The following is a 13,501-nucleotide window of genomic DNA, read 5'->3' as shown; positions in this document are numbered from 1 at the left end:
ATTTAGCCTATATTTTCTAGATTTGAACTGTATTAGTTAGATATTTCTGAGGGTGTTATGATGGGTAAAAATAGCTAAGATAAGGAGTAGGGTTGCGATAGCGTTGTATACCTAAAAAACTATCAGGTCTGAAAACTTTCAAGAAATGTTCATCTTAAAAATCAAACACATATTATTCCTATGAAAACAGCTTATTTATACATCCGTGTCAGTACGGACGAGCAAAAAAGAAAGGGATACTCCTTACCAGGGCACGAGGACCGACTATTGAAATATTGTGAATATCACAACTTTGAAGTAAAAGGTACCTATCGTGAAGATTTTTCAGCCAAGACCTTCAACCGGCCTGAATGGAAAAAGTTAATAACAGCGATTAAGGATAAGTCACCAAAGGAAGACAAGTATATACTATTTATAAAATGGGATCGATTCAGCCGGAATATTGAATACGCCTATGAAATGATCGGGATACTTCGAAAATATAAGACGACAGCAATGGCTATTGACCAGTCCATAGATTTATTCCGGAAAGTACGGTTCTGCTTGCTGTTTACTTATCCGTACCAGACGCGGAAAATAGCAGAAGGGCTTTAAACACGACGAATGGAATGCATCGGACAAAACAGATGGGCAGATATCCGAGCAAAGCCCCCTTAGGCTTTATCAACCTGACAACAGTGGATGGCAAAAAAATCATAGTACCTAAACAACCGGAAGCAGATATTACAAGATGGGCTTTTCTTCAGCTTGCCAAGAATATCCATACGATAGAGGAGGTGCGTAAAATGGCTGATGGGAAGGGCTTGAAATGTTCACGTTCCTACTTTTTTAGACTCATACGCAATCCTGCTTATTGTGGTCTTATACCAATAAAATCTGAGGTAGCAGAACAATATATGGTTAAGGGGATTCACGAACCATTGATTTCCGAAGCACTGTTTTATGAAGTGCGGCGCATTATCACTACAAAGAGGCAAGTGACCGCTAAAACAGACGATTTAAAGACAACGTTTTTTTTTAAGGGGATTTTGGTGTGTCCTCTTTGCCACAACAAACTCACTGCAAGTTTTTCCAGCGGCTCAACAAAGAAATATCCATATTATCATTGTCAAGGAAGATGTAAGACACGGGTAAATGCACGCTTTCTGAATGAATGCTATGAGCGTAAACCTCAGCAACTGGTGCTTTCAAGCGGAGTAATGGATTTATTCAAGAGTATTTTAGAAGATTGGAATACAGGCACACAAAAAGCAGAGTATTTACAACATCGCAATCTGGTCGTTAGAAAACAGATTGAACTGGAATCAAATCTTTCCAGGGGGCGGCAGCTATTTGTGGCAGATGTACTAAAGGCCGATGACAATAACGAGTTGAAAAGAGAATACCTGGTCAATTCCAAATGTCTGCAAAGAGAGTTGAACGATATCAATATTAAATTAGAGAAAATCGACAAACAAAATCAGTTGGCAATCAGCTCGTCTGCAAACATCTTTGAAAGCTTCTCAAGCTTGGATATTGCGGATAAAAAGCATCTGATCAACCTGATTCCACCTGTTAAAGTAGACTTCCAAACTGGAGATATTTTGGGATTGAATAATGCCCTGGCAAAAATATTATTGACGAAATGAAAAAGTTATAAAATGAACTTCATTGATAAAAAAGGTTTCGGTAAAGAAATCAATTGCGATATTAGCCAAAAATGGTATTCAGGTTAACGACGAAGAGGCTGCTGTCATACTGGACTTCCTGTATCTTATGGCAAAAAATCATAAAAAAGACAGAGAAGAAGAGACATCGAAACCCGAAGGAGAAGTCGAACTTTAGAGAAAATAGAGTAAAGGTGTCTTTAGACTGGTTTTTTAGAGAATATTACACAAGAACCTAAAGATATTGGTTGTAAAAATCGAACTACAATTGACCTGATTATAACAGTCTGGTTCACAGGTTTTTATTGGCACAAAAAAGGAGACAGCTACTGTATAGTGTCTCCTTAAGTGAACTTCCCTATACAAATTTCGAACTTGTTCCTTATGGATTTAAGACGACTTGCCAGCTTGGCGGGCTAAAAATTTACTTGAAACCACCTTTTCATCACGAACCCTTCTTGTACGAATTTCGAACTTTTGAAACTTGTAAAATACTGATAATAAAATAAAAATAACTTCTTTCTTCAAAAAACAGGATGCATTTAAAATGGCACCTATAATTGAGCAACAAGGTACTCTAACCGAACACCATGCAGGCTTGAAGAGATTTAGGTTATAGCCAAGGTAAAATAACTATGACACAGTTCACCTTACACTATCTGTTTTATGTTAATAAACTGGTTGTACTCATATTTCCTGTGGTTTTTCAAGTTTCATAATGAGGGGTCAACGTCTCCGGAATATGCAAAAGGCTTCGGGATTAGCTTTTCTATCCACGTTGTTTTTCCTACACCTTGTTTGCCACTAAATACAATTACGGTCTGATTGATTGCTTTATCATTGGTTACACACGCCACCATTGCGACAAACCATTTTTTAAAACATACCTGCCATAAATCCTGCCTTGTGGTGGTTATGGTATTGGCAAGCTCTGTGATGTAGTCCGTTTCATCTTCATTAGATAACAGGTTATCAAAATAGTCTTTGAATGGGTCGAATTGTTCGCAGTAATCGGAACGTAACAAATTGCGTAGTGTATTGATGTTGCACTTTACTTTTGCTTTCATTATCTCACGTAGGATTGAGTTTTCAACGAAATCCGTTACAGGTTTCCAAAGCGTAGCTTTGGTAGCCTTGTACTCCAATTTTCCCGAAACTACGTTATAGCGAAAGCTATAACGATAGTTTAAAAAGTTCTCTAACCTATCAATGAAGCTCGGCTTTTCTTCTTCTTCGTCTGTATCTTCTTCAGATAATTTATTGCTCTTGGATTGCTCGGAAATTTCGCCATTTGGCGAAATGGATAAAGTGCTTTTGTTGTGTTCGTGGGTGTTGTTGTAAGCACTGTTTACCGTTGTTGCTAATTCCTTTGCATCATAATTATAATCAGAAAGAATATAGCCCATTGCCGTAGGCAATGGCACTCCTTTACGGTTAAGGTTGCAAGCCAATAAATGCACAAAGTTGTTTCTATTACCATTTACATAGCTTTCTTTTTTCTCGGTAAATCTTACGCAATGCTCATATGTTGCCAAATAATCGCTTGTGAAATTTTGAACAGGTAAACCATTGCTTGCAATGGTTGTATGTTCCTGTGCTACTTCTTTTGATTGCTCTATGTAAGGCGTTAAATCTTCCGTAGAAATTACAGGATAAACCGTTGCATTTTCATTCAGATACAAATCGGTGTCGTAAGACACAAAGCAAAGGCGTGTAACGTCTTTGCCTGATTTGTCAATAGGCAAGCCTAAAAATTCTTCATAGAATTTTTGCAGTGTTATAAATGCTTCTTTGTGGTTTTCCTGTGCTGAATTTACACGAACAAAGATTTTTAAACCGTTTCCCGATGGACTTATAAAAGCCGAATAGGTGTAGGGGGTTTCCTGTGCCAACGCTTTAGCATTGGTAAGCTGTTCTTTGGAAAGTTTATCAATATCCAATACCACAATTTGAGTATATGCAGTAACAAACTCTAACTTTCTACCGCCTTTAAAGGAAGCCGAAGGCGTGAAAGCGGGCAAAGATTTCTTTGCCCTTTCGTATGCTTCCATTTTGCTCTCTGCAAGCGACTTTCTTAAATAAGTTATCACGTTGATATACTTACCTGTTTTGATGTCGTTCAATACTTCAATTACTTTGCTGTTCTGCACTACTTCATTGAAGTTTTTAAAAATACTTACTACCATAATCAAACGTTTTTAATTGTTCTGAAACTCTTACCTGCATTACTTTTTAGCAAATGCTTTGTTGTAATGTTCCTGCAACAGTTTTTCAACGTCTGACAGCTTGTAATAAATTTTGTTGCCTACCTGTGAGAATGAAATACGCCCCTCATCACGCCACGTTTGGGCTGTACGTTTTGAGATTTTCATCAGTTGTAAAAACTCCTGATTGTCTAAAAACGTGTCCTTTTTGGGTTCGTTCTTTGCATTAAGACGTGTTGTGATTTCGTCCAACCTTGCTACCAATTCTGTGTATTGGTCTTTGCTTAAAATAATTGCTTCCATTTTCAAATAATTTTATGATTATGGAAGCAAAGGACAGCAACATAAAAAAGTCTATTTGTCCGTACTTGGTCTTTCGGGACAAAGTTTATTTACAGCATTTTATCAATGTCTATTCTTTTGTGGGGTTTGGGGCGTTTATCTGACTTTGACGGTGTAAGCATTGTTTTGACTGTTTCGGGACTTGATTCCCTGCCGTCCTTATCTGTGAATGAATTTACAATGACTGCAACAATATCGTTTATGTTTCCGTCAATGATTGGTTTTCCGTCTGTAAATAATTCCCTGTGCAGTTGGTAAAATATATCTACTAACTGATTGATGTTGCAATTTATTTTGAGCTTGTTGAATGGCATACCGTTTTTATTCTTGTTCATTTGCTCAACAGAAAATTCGTTTGTTAGACGGTTTAAATGCTGTATCTGGTCTATTTCCTTTTGACATTGTAGGGAATAATCGGGTAGCTTGGGATTTATGAAGTCTATACTTGCCTGTTCGTAATCAAATTTTTCTTTGGTAAGGAACATTATTTTTTGTGTATAGTCTTGTAATTCGTCCACTCTGTTTTTGGTTTCTTTAAATGAAAAGTATCTTACCTCACATTCGGCATTTACATATTGCATCGGCAAGTTTGCAACGGTATGTTTGTAGCCTGTCAATTCTATTTCCTTTCGCTTGCTTTCAATAATGGTATAGCATTTTATCATTCGTCCCTGATTGGCTGAACTGTTGAATATTTCTTCATTATCGGATATTAGCTTTTCAAATTTATTAAGCCATTTTATAGGGTCGGCAACAAATACGCAATGGTGTGAAAAGAAATCGGGCAACTTTGCATAAGGTAATTTGAGAATTTTGTGTATCAATGTTTGGCAATAGCTGTCATTATCATTTACATCTTCTGCCAATATATCAAACAAAGCATTTTCGGACTGCTCTTTGGGAATAGTCGTAAGTTCGGGAAATTGAACGGTTTGCTTTATTTGATATTTTAATGGCATAGGCATTTATCTGATAGAATTTTTATTTCATATGAAGCACTTATCCGCCATTACACAAAACCGATGTTAATAGCCGTTTTTCTTTCGTCAAAATTGTTTTAGTTTCTTCTTTTGTCCTGCAAGTTCGGCAATTTCATCTATGCGTTTTTGTCGGGTTTCGGTTCGTTTAGCAAGCACAATCCATTGCAACATTTTTTGCGTGTCCTGTTTCTGATGTACTTGCCATTTTTTTTATTTGTTTTTATTAATACTGTTTAACCAATTTGAAGTATAATCGGCTACTTCCTGCCAATTTTCTTGTCCGCAGATGTAGTGTGTTCGGTTGGGAAATTCTTTAAAATCTCTTTTGCTGTTTGGGTCTTTGTATGCGTTAAAGTTTTTTCGGTTTAAAGAAGCGGGAATAATGTTGTCTTTTTCACCCGCTATAAAAAGTAAAGGATTATGCGGTTTCTTGAAATCAATTTTACCTTCATTTTTTGTACTGCTTCTCGGTATGTTTCTGCTTTCGGGAACTACAAAATTGTTGTATTCAATTTGTGTTTGTTCTAATGTCATTGTGTTGCAAAAAGCATAATGAAACCATTTTCCGCTTGGAACACAAACCGAATTTGCTTTTAACGGATTTATTGTCGGTAAATTTGCTTTTAAGAAACTCCATTTGAAACTAAAAATTCCTTTTGGCGGTGCAGCGTCAATACAAATTCCCGCAACTCCTTTATTCAATTCAATGAGTTTTTGAACTGCAAGACCGCCCATTGAATGACCTATGAGAATTGGTTTTTCGGGTAAATTGTCAATGAATACCGAAAGGCTGTCTATCACTTGTCCGAAAGTTAAATTGCCCAATGCAGGGTTAATGTTATTCCGCAAGTCGGCAGGATTTCCTTCGTGAAAAGGATATGCGGGGGCATAACATTTATAGCCTTGTGCTTCAAAATATTTTATCCAATTGTCCCAACTTGTGGGGTTCATAAAAAGTCCGTGAATAAAGACTATTGTACTGCTTATTATTTTAGTTTCCATTTGATAGTTATCCGTACTATTTTTTGTTTGCCTGTAACATTTTTACCACTGCCTTGCCAACCGCTTTAGCCGAAGCGGGATTTTGCCCTGTAATAAAATTATGTTCTGTTTCAATTCTTGATGTGAACGGAATTAAATTTTTTCGATAAATCGCTCCTGCGTTTTTCAAATCGGTTTCCAACAAAAAGGGTAAATGCTCAATCGCTTCTGCTAATTTGTCTTCAAAATTTGAGAAGCCTGTTATCTTTTTATTTTTTACAATACGGTTTCCCGATTGGTCTTTCGTATCAATAAAACCTGCTACACCGTGACAAACACCTGAAAGAATTTTGTCTGACGAATAAAAATCGGTGAGTTTATTTTGTAGTGCTTCCGACTGACGAAAATCGAACATTGCACCGTGTCCACCTGCAAGATAAATGGCTTGGTAATCTGCCACGTTAATTTTACTTATAGCCAATGAGTTTTCTAAGGCTTGTTTTAAACGTGGAATACGCATAAACATTGCATTTGATTTATCTTTCAGTTGCTTGTCAAGCGAGTGCCGTACAATATCTAAAGGGATTTTTCCACCCGAAGGGCTTGCTATGTCCACTTCATAGCCTGCCTGCATTACTATATCAACAAAGTGAGTTAGTTCCGAAAGCCACAAGCCTGTTGGTTTTCCTTTGCCTATTGCGTTATTGCTGTTTGTAGCAACTGCCAATATTTTTTTCTTTCTCATCAAGTTTAAGATTTATTGATTGTTTCGTTCATACATTTACCTAAAACCATTATCGAAATTCCCAATGCCATAATATCTTTCAGAATGAAAAAATCGGTTATTGGTATTCCATCTATTGTTTTACAAACATTAGGTGTTGTAAACAAGAAGCTGATTGTGGCTAAAAATGTCAGTATTGATAAAATGCCACCGAGTATTCCCGCTTTTTTCCAAACGAAATGTAAAAGAAGAGAAATAGCGGTTATAATTTCGACTGTTCCAATTAGATTGGAAACACCTTGCAGTGATAAGAAATTATAAAGCCAACTCATCATAAAACTATTGCTGACTAAGGGTTCAATCAATTTTGCTTCTGTTGGGGTAAATTTAAAAGTACCAATCCAAATTAGTATAACAGAAACACCGAATACACTTATTTGATACCCAATTTTTTGTAAGTCTATATTTTTCATTTTTCCTTATATTTTTTACCGATTTGTTCAACTTTATTCAACCAAACTTTTCTTTGTTCGGGTGTTGAGGGTTTAATTTGCCCGATGTAAGTGGTTTTTGTAGTTTTTAAACCGCAAAAATCAAGCACCATTTTTCGCATTACTTTTACACCGCCCTCGCCAAAAAAGTATTTAAACACAAAAACAGGGTAATCCAATGTGCAAATAATTTCAGTAGTTTTTCCTTTCAACAATTTGTCCCACTTGCTACTGTTGTTGTGATATTTAAAAGCAAATCCCGGAACAAAAACACGGTCAATAAATCCTTTGAGAATGGCGGGCATCATTCCCCACCAAAGCGGATAAATCCAAACTATATGGTCTGCATTTTTTATTTTTTCCTGTGCTTTTATCAGGCCGGCTTCCATTGTTACGCCTGTGCTGTAACCTTTGCTTAAATTGAGGTTAAATTCCAACTCTGCAACATTTATTTCGTCAATGTTGTATTTGCCTTTTGCCAATACTCCGTTTTTATAGGCTTTGTGTAAAGCATAATTAAAACTCTCGGTGTTGGGGTGTCCGTTTATTATTAAAATATTTTTCATCTGTCTGTTATTCTCGTACATAATTAAATATTGTTGGTGCTTTGTCTAATTTTCCTTTTATGTAAAAAACAGCCGTTTCTTCCATTTTTGAGAATGGTGTTACTTTTCCGTTTTTATCTTCTTTGTACAGTTCAACAATTTCAAGCAATAAGCCTTCTTCGTATTTATATTGCTGTGTAATTTTCATTCTGTTGAATGGTGTGTATTTACTGATGTTGTAATAAGGATTGTCGGTGTCCAACTGAATGATTAAAGTTTGATTTCTAAATTCAATATCGGAAGTACCTTTTCCGCTACCCAACGAACTGTTTAATGTAGAACTCAAGTTATCGTCATTCATAGCGTAGTTAAGCTGAAAGTACATTGTCTGACTTCTTTGCCCGCCTCTAAAATCATAATCGGGGTGATTGCGGTGCAATGTTTTGGTTGATTTCCAAACATTGTCGTACCTTTTTTGAACTACATTAAAAACGTAATCGTAAGTTTCATCTCTCTTGTATTCTCCGTCAATATAGCGATATGCCTCACTTTTACCATTCCAAATAATGGTGTAAGTGTCTTCAAAATCTGACTTTGACGTGGTTGGAACGATTGCCGTTTTTTTAACTGAACTGCAAGCACTCATCAATGCAATGGTACTTAATACAAAAAATGTTTTTTTCATCTTCTTTTTTAATTGTGATTTTTAACGCTGCAAAATTCAGCAAGAAGATTGAGATGAAAATTAACAAATGTTACAATCGTTACTGATGAGCAATTTTTTTTCGTAATCGGCTCAAACTTTCACGTTCAAGCCCTAAATAAGAAGCGATGTGATAAAGTGGTATTCTGTCGAAAATGTGTGATTGATTTTTAAGCAAGTCAAGGTAACGTTGCTCTCCGTCTAAGAATAAAAAACTTTCTACTCGTTGGGTTGTCAGTTTGTAGGATTGTTCAGAAATTATTCTGCCAAATCGTTCCCAATTATGCGATTGATTGTAGGCGTTTTGCAGAGCCGATAAATTGAATGTTACAATTTCAGTATCTTCTAACGCTTGAATAAAATATTTACTTGGTTTCTGTTGCAAAAAACTGTCGTAGTCAGTTACAAACTCATTTTCAAATGTGAAATGTGTATTGATTTCCTTTCCGTCTGCAAGATAATACGTTCTGAAACAGCCTTTGTTTACAAACCCGATTTCCTGACAAATTTTTCCTTCGCCTAAAAAATAATCTTTCGCTTTGCAGTTTTTTGTTTTCAGATAAGGCTCAAATAATGAACAATCCTTTTCAGTAAGGAAAGAAACATTTTTTAGGTAATCTTTGAATATTTTAAAATTGCTCATTGTTTGTTTGTTGTTCTGTATCGCTATTTTCAAAAATTTCGTGTAATTTCTGTTGCAGTAATTTCTTGTCGGGCAGTTGTGTTTGATACTCGGAAACCAATGCAGGGGAAAGGGAACGGCTTAACGCATATTCTACCACTTCGTTTTCTTTGTCTTTGCAAAGTAAAACACCAATGCTTGGGTTTTCGTGTTTCTTCTTTGCATTACGGTCTAACGCTTCTAAATAGAAATTGAGTTGCCCCAAATGTTCGGGCTGAAATTCATCAGCTTTTAGTTCAAAGGCTACCAAGCATTGCAAATCACGATGATAAAACAGCAAATCAATGTAGAAATCCCTATTGCCTACCTGTACTTTATATTCTTCATCAATAAAAATAAAATCCCTGCCCAATTCAAGGATAAAGTTTTTCATCTGTTTGATTAAGCCCTTTTGTAAATCGCTTTCGCTGTGTGGTTCGGGCAGGTTTAAGAACTCAAAAACATAACTATCTTTGAAAGGATTGGTTATATCGGTATTTAATTCTCTCGGCAATGATGAGATTTTTGCATTGCCCAACATAACCCGCTCAAAAAGACTTGCGGAAATTTGACGGTCAAGCTCTCGTTTGGTGTATTTTTCTTTGATAGCCATACGCAAATAAAACTCTCGTTCTTCTTCGGTTTTACAGCGTGAAAAGATTGTAAGATGATGTGTCCAACTCAATTCTGCTAAAAGCGTATTTTTTATGTCTTGCGGTTGAAATTGAAATTGTCGCACCGTTGGTGATACAATTTCATCTGATTGATTTTCATTGTTTTGTATTTGTCGCACCATTGGTGCGACAAATTTGGTTTGGGTATAAGTTTCATAAAACTGTACCATTCTGTAAAGCCCTGCACGGCTAAACCCTTTTAATTCGGGATTGTTTCGCTGAATGAACAACGCCAATTCATCAACCGCTTTATCGCCCCAATCGGCAACGGATAATTTTTGTTTGATGTATGCCCCAACATTCCAATAAAGGTTTATCAGTTCGGTATTGACAGCACGAACGGCATTGTTTCGGGCTTGCTGTATTAGATTTATGATGTCGGAAAAACGGTTGTCCATATTAAAAATTCTATGCTACAAAGTTAGAAATAAATATACCTGTGCCGTTTTAATTGATGTATTTATCTACTGCGTTATCCAACTCCTCACTAACGATTTTTGCATAAACCTGTGTTTGCTGTATGGTAGCGTGGTCAAGTAATTTGCTAACGTGTTCTATACGCATACCATTATTTAACGCATTTGTAGCGAATGTATGACGGCTTAAATGAAAATGAAGATTAAACGGCAAATTTATTTCCTTACCCATTTTACGCAAATGAATATCGCCTAAATGAACTTTGTTTGCTATCCTTTCAGTTTTGTATTTGGCATCGGTAAAAATCCTTTGGGGGTTTTCTAATACAGGAAATATAAAGGCTTCGGGGTCTATTGTTTTCGGTTTGTATTTGTTGAGTATGGCAATGGATTTAGCACCTAATCTGAAAGCGTGTTGTTTCTGTGTTTTCTGAATAACTTTTGTAATCTTTTGGGTTTCTTCATCGTAGCATTTCCACTGCAATAGCATTACATCACTGATACGCAACCCACCGCCAAACACACTGAATAAAAACATATCCCTGTGAACTATGGTTTTTGGTCGTTGGCTCAAATCCAAGTTTTCTAATTCTTCAATCTGCTTTTTGTTGAGGAATAACCGTTGCACATTATTTTTCTGTACGTCCACTTTATAGAATGGCGAAGCAACCAACGGTATCAATTCTTCTTCCATTGCATCATTATAAAAGAAACTCAATACCCGAATTGATGTAAATACAGTAGTGTTGCTGTTCTTTAATTTCTTTTTGCAGTAGGTGGCATAATCGGTTAAAATCCCTACGTTAATATCAGAGAAATAAAAATCCCGATAACCCAAAAACTTTTCAAACTTCTTTATATAGCCCTCGTAAATAACCGTAGTACGATAGGAAACCAACCCTTTGAGTTTTTCTAAACGGTTATCGCAATACTCAAAGAAATTCGGGTCTGCTTTTCCCTTAATGGCTTCTTTGAGCTTTCGGGCTGAAACTGATTTTTTGGTTCTTTCGTGGTCTGCTACCTGTGCTTCTGCATCGGCTACCTTTTGAGATAAAAAGGCGTTCATTCTTGCACTGTTGAGGTAGTTTTTTTTGAGCTTCTGTTTTCCCTCGTCCCATTCTGTGGGTTTTGCCTTAACGCCTGTTGCCACAAATTTAGCTTTGCGGTCTTTAATCAACCTTATGTAAATAGGGGCTTTTCCTGTTGCATCTGCCTGTTGTGTACGCAGAACTAATTTAATTGAAGCCATAATTTTGCACTAAAAAGGATTAAACACTATCTTTGTAAACGAAAGCAAACCGATGAAACCCTTTATAAATCAGCCTTTTCAAAGCGGTGCAATCTAATACAAAGGTACAACTTTTAGTACAACAAAATAAGTATTTCCTTGCTTTTTCTTGCTTCAATCTGCATTACTAAAATTCATAACTACTTAATTTACAGTATATTTAAGTGCAAAAGGGATTTTAAGATTTTATATTGCGTATAACTATAATGTAAATGCAAAAAGAATATACATTGCCGGCATGTCAAACGGTGGAATGATGGCGTATAGGCTGGCTGCCGAAATGCCGGATAAAATTGCAGCAGTGGGTATTGTAAGTGGTACTATGTTTTACGAAAAAAATCCAAATCAAGTGGGAGAAGTTCCCATTTTGCACATTCACTCTCTGATGGATACAAAAGTTCCGTTTAACGGCGGTATCGGAATCGGTGGTGTTGATTTTCCTCCGGCTGAAGAAGGTATAAACTATTGGTTACAAAGGAACGATTGTAATACTGAAACAATAACTGAAAACTATGCAAACTATGAAAAATGCTCTTGGAAAAATTCACGCGGAACAACAATGGTAACGCTGTATCTTACCCACGATGGCGGACACTCGTGGCCTGGTTCAACTAAGCAAAGGGCAATTGGTGATGCACCATCCACGGCACTAAATGCCAATGATGTGATTTGGAATTTTTTCCAACAGTACTCTTTGCCTTAAATTTGAAGTGGATGTTTTATGATGAATTTGCAGCAACAAAAAACAAGAATACTGCTATTAAGTGCGTTGGGGATTTCACTTCTATTGGCGTTGCCCCGGTTTATCGTATTGTTGTATGTGAAAAATAGTGGAGGCGGTAATGAATATGCTATTGGAGCCAATGGATTGGACTTTATTTTAAAATTTGTTTACACCTACTGCATAGCTCTTATATTTCTATGGATTAACACCTTACGCTTCAGGGTTGCTTTCCAAAACGTTAAGCTTGATTTTAATAAATTCTATCAACGGCTTTTAATAAATATCCTTCTATCCTACGGCTTACATTATATCATTTTGTGTTTGAACCTGCATATTCCAAGTGTGGCAGCAAATGCAAAATTTTACAATTTTATTTTTAATATCACTTTCACCCTTGAAGTTTTACTCTGCATTCTTGTTGCGGAAATATATATGCTGATAATTAAAAATCAGGAAATACGCTTACGAAACGAATCATTACAAAAATTGAATGCAGAGGCTACTTACGAAACATTAAAAAATCAAATTAACCCACATTTTCTTTTTAATTCTCTCAACACGATTCAGTCAATGATTGCCGTAAATCCGGAAGGTGCAAGAGTATTTGTGAATAATATGTCCACTGTCTATCGTCATATTTTGGGTAGTTTTAAAAAGCCGCTTATCACCTTGCAAGAAGAAATGGAAGTATTGGCAGCATATATTAAAATGATGAATGAACGCCACACAGGCAGTTTGCAAGTAGATATCAACAATGATAATCACTATGCACATTTTCTTTTACCGCCAATGTCTTTGCAATTATTAGTAGAAAATGCAATAAAACACAATATCGTTTCAAACAAACAGCCTTTGCAAATAACTATAGAGGTAACAAATAATCAGGTGTGTGTAAACAATCGAATGCAGAATAAAAAGAAAAAAGAGCCATCTACCGGCACAGGGTTGTACAACCTTAACCAGCGGTATTTGTTTCTTTGTAATAAAGAAATTAGTATCAATGCCATTTAGTTAAGGAAAAAAGCATTGAAGCATATTAGGTTATAATGTATAAAATGCTTAAATTTAATACATAATAGAAAGGGGGTTATTTAACCCCCGAAATCGAAATGAGTTAATAAA

17 protein-coding genes are annotated in these 13,501 nt (G+C 36.1%); 5 read left to right on the top strand and 12 right to left on the bottom strand.

All coding sequences use genetic code 11. From position 1 onward, the window contains the following. Positions 1-180: 180 nt before the first annotated feature. Genes AB2U10_RS17375 through AB2U10_RS17365 form a run of 3 tightly spaced genes read left to right on the top strand, consistent with a single transcriptional unit; the run spans position 181 to position 1,824 of the window. Positions 181-594 carry a recombinase family protein gene (locus tag AB2U10_RS17375; RefSeq protein WP_367916265.1) on the top strand — a complete coding sequence of 138 codons (414 nt, stop codon included), beginning with the start codon at positions 181-183 and terminating at the stop codon, positions 592-594. 14 nt (positions 595-608) lie between these two features. Continuing rightward, positions 609-1,628, top strand: a complete 1,020-nt coding sequence (locus tag AB2U10_RS17370) for a recombinase family protein (protein ID WP_367916264.1) — start codon at positions 609-611, stop codon at positions 1,626-1,628. A gap of 22 nt (positions 1,629-1,650) precedes the next feature. Further along, positions 1,651-1,824 carry a hypothetical protein gene (locus AB2U10_RS17365; RefSeq protein WP_367916263.1) on the top strand — a complete coding sequence of 58 codons (174 nt, stop codon included), beginning with the start codon at positions 1,651-1,653 and terminating at the stop codon, positions 1,822-1,824. 535 nt (positions 1,825-2,359) lie between these two features. Here AB2U10_RS17365 and AB2U10_RS17360 read toward each other — a convergent pair. The 12 genes from AB2U10_RS17360 to AB2U10_RS17305 form a co-directional block, all read right to left on the bottom strand. Beyond that, positions 2,360-3,832, bottom strand: coding sequence for a BT4734/BF3469 family protein (locus AB2U10_RS17360; protein WP_367916262.1), 1,473 nt, complete (start codon positions 3,830-3,832; stop codon positions 2,360-2,362). 39 nt (positions 3,833-3,871) lie between these two features. After that, the gene (locus AB2U10_RS17355) at positions 3,872-4,153 is read right to left on the bottom strand and encodes a helix-turn-helix domain-containing protein (protein ID WP_367916261.1); all 282 of its coding nucleotides are present in this window, start codon (positions 4,151-4,153) and stop codon (positions 3,872-3,874) included. 89 nt (positions 4,154-4,242) lie between these two features. Further along, entirely contained in the window at positions 4,243-5,157 is a 915-nt protein-coding gene (locus AB2U10_RS17350; RefSeq protein ID WP_367916260.1) for a hypothetical protein, read from the bottom strand. Positions 5,158-5,238: 81 nt separating this feature from the next. After that, entirely contained in the window at positions 5,239-5,343 is a 105-nt protein-coding gene (locus tag AB2U10_RS17345; RefSeq protein ID WP_367916259.1) for a YdeI/OmpD-associated family protein, read from the bottom strand. Positions 5,344-5,382: 39 nt separating this feature from the next. Further along, the gene (locus AB2U10_RS17340; protein WP_367916258.1) at positions 5,383-6,174 is read right to left on the bottom strand and encodes an alpha/beta hydrolase; all 792 of its coding nucleotides are present in this window, start codon (positions 6,172-6,174) and stop codon (positions 5,383-5,385) included. A gap of 16 nt (positions 6,175-6,190) precedes the next feature. Beyond that, positions 6,191-6,898 carry a type 1 glutamine amidotransferase domain-containing protein gene (locus AB2U10_RS17335; protein WP_367916257.1) on the bottom strand — a complete coding sequence of 236 codons (708 nt, stop codon included), beginning with the start codon at positions 6,896-6,898 and terminating at the stop codon, positions 6,191-6,193. A 5-nt stretch (positions 6,899-6,903) separates the two neighbouring features. Beyond that, on the bottom strand, positions 6,904-7,350 hold the full coding sequence (locus AB2U10_RS17330; protein ID WP_367916256.1) for a DUF417 family protein: 447 nt from the start codon (positions 7,348-7,350) through the stop codon (positions 6,904-6,906). After that, positions 7,347-7,934, bottom strand: coding sequence for an NAD(P)H-dependent oxidoreductase (locus AB2U10_RS17325; protein WP_367916255.1), 588 nt, complete (start codon positions 7,932-7,934; stop codon positions 7,347-7,349). The genes AB2U10_RS17330 and AB2U10_RS17325 overlap by 4 nt, the downstream gene beginning before the upstream one ends. A 7-nt stretch (positions 7,935-7,941) precedes the next feature. Then, entirely contained in the window at positions 7,942-8,598 is a 657-nt protein-coding gene (locus tag AB2U10_RS17320; RefSeq protein WP_367916254.1) for a hypothetical protein, read from the bottom strand. A 79-nt stretch (positions 8,599-8,677) separates the two neighbouring features. Further along, positions 8,678-9,259 carry a Crp/Fnr family transcriptional regulator gene (locus AB2U10_RS17315; RefSeq protein ID WP_367916253.1) on the bottom strand — a complete coding sequence of 194 codons (582 nt, stop codon included), beginning with the start codon at positions 9,257-9,259 and terminating at the stop codon, positions 8,678-8,680. Further along, positions 9,246-10,349, bottom strand: coding sequence for a PDDEXK nuclease domain-containing protein (locus AB2U10_RS17310; protein WP_367916252.1), 1,104 nt, complete (start codon positions 10,347-10,349; stop codon positions 9,246-9,248). The genes AB2U10_RS17315 and AB2U10_RS17310 overlap by 14 nt, the downstream gene beginning before the upstream one ends. Positions 10,350-10,398: 49 nt before the next feature. Then, entirely contained in the window at positions 10,399-11,616 is a 1,218-nt protein-coding gene (locus AB2U10_RS17305) for a tyrosine-type recombinase/integrase (RefSeq protein WP_367916251.1), read from the bottom strand. A 214-nt stretch (positions 11,617-11,830) separates the two neighbouring features. Between AB2U10_RS17305 and AB2U10_RS17300 the strand changes: the two genes are divergently transcribed. Next, positions 11,831-12,358 (top strand): CE1 family esterase, encoded by a 528-nt coding sequence (locus AB2U10_RS17300; RefSeq protein WP_367916310.1) that lies wholly within the window; start codon positions 11,831-11,833, stop codon positions 12,356-12,358. A gap of 18 nt (positions 12,359-12,376) precedes the next feature. Continuing rightward, positions 12,377-13,390: a sensor histidine kinase gene (locus AB2U10_RS17295; RefSeq protein ID WP_367916250.1), complete on the top strand. Its 1,014-nt coding sequence runs from the start codon at positions 12,377-12,379 to the stop codon at positions 13,388-13,390. Positions 13,391-13,501: the final 111 nt, after the last annotated feature.

Source organism: Leadbetterella sp. DM7 (assembly GCF_040829825.2).
Taxonomy (GTDB): domain Bacteria; phylum Bacteroidota; class Bacteroidia; order Cytophagales; family Spirosomataceae; genus Leadbetterella.
The sequence above is the reverse complement of the archived record's forward strand: the minus strand, read 5'-3'. Positions and strand labels throughout refer to the sequence as shown.

Coding starts and splice junctions, on each gene's coding strand:
- AB2U10_RS17375 (WP_367916265.1), top strand. CDS start 181: ATGAAAACAGCTTATTTATACATCCGTGTCAGTACGGACGAGCAAAAA.
- AB2U10_RS17370 (WP_367916264.1), top strand. CDS start 609: ATGCATCGGACAAAACAGATGGGCAGATATCCGAGCAAAGCCCCCTTA.
- AB2U10_RS17360 (WP_367916262.1), bottom strand. CDS start 3,832: ATGGTAGTAAGTATTTTTAAAAACTTCAATGAAGTAGTGCAGAACAGC.
- AB2U10_RS17355 (WP_367916261.1), bottom strand. CDS start 4,153: ATGGAAGCAATTATTTTAAGCAAAGACCAATACACAGAATTGGTAGCA.
- AB2U10_RS17350 (WP_367916260.1), bottom strand. CDS start 5,157: ATGCCTATGCCATTAAAATATCAAATAAAGCAAACCGTTCAATTTCCC.
- AB2U10_RS17345 (WP_367916259.1), bottom strand. CDS start 5,343: ATGTTGCAATGGATTGTGCTTGCTAAACGAACCGAAACCCGACAAAAA.
- AB2U10_RS17340 (WP_367916258.1), bottom strand. CDS start 6,174: ATGGAAACTAAAATAATAAGCAGTACAATAGTCTTTATTCACGGACTT.
- AB2U10_RS17335 (WP_367916257.1), bottom strand. CDS start 6,898: ATGAGAAAGAAAAAAATATTGGCAGTTGCTACAAACAGCAATAACGCA.
- AB2U10_RS17330 (WP_367916256.1), bottom strand. CDS start 7,350: ATGAAAAATATAGACTTACAAAAAATTGGGTATCAAATAAGTGTATTC.
- AB2U10_RS17325 (WP_367916255.1), bottom strand. CDS start 7,934: ATGAAAAATATTTTAATAATAAACGGACACCCCAACACCGAGAGTTTT.
- AB2U10_RS17320 (WP_367916254.1), bottom strand. CDS start 8,598: ATGAAAAAAACATTTTTTGTATTAAGTACCATTGCATTGATGAGTGCT.
- AB2U10_RS17315 (WP_367916253.1), bottom strand. CDS start 9,259: ATGAGCAATTTTAAAATATTCAAAGATTACCTAAAAAATGTTTCTTTC.
- AB2U10_RS17310 (WP_367916252.1), bottom strand. CDS start 10,349: ATGGACAACCGTTTTTCCGACATCATAAATCTAATACAGCAAGCCCGA.
- AB2U10_RS17305 (WP_367916251.1), bottom strand. CDS start 11,616: ATGGCTTCAATTAAATTAGTTCTGCGTACACAACAGGCAGATGCAACA.
- AB2U10_RS17295 (WP_367916250.1), top strand. CDS start 12,377: ATGATGAATTTGCAGCAACAAAAAACAAGAATACTGCTATTAAGTGCG.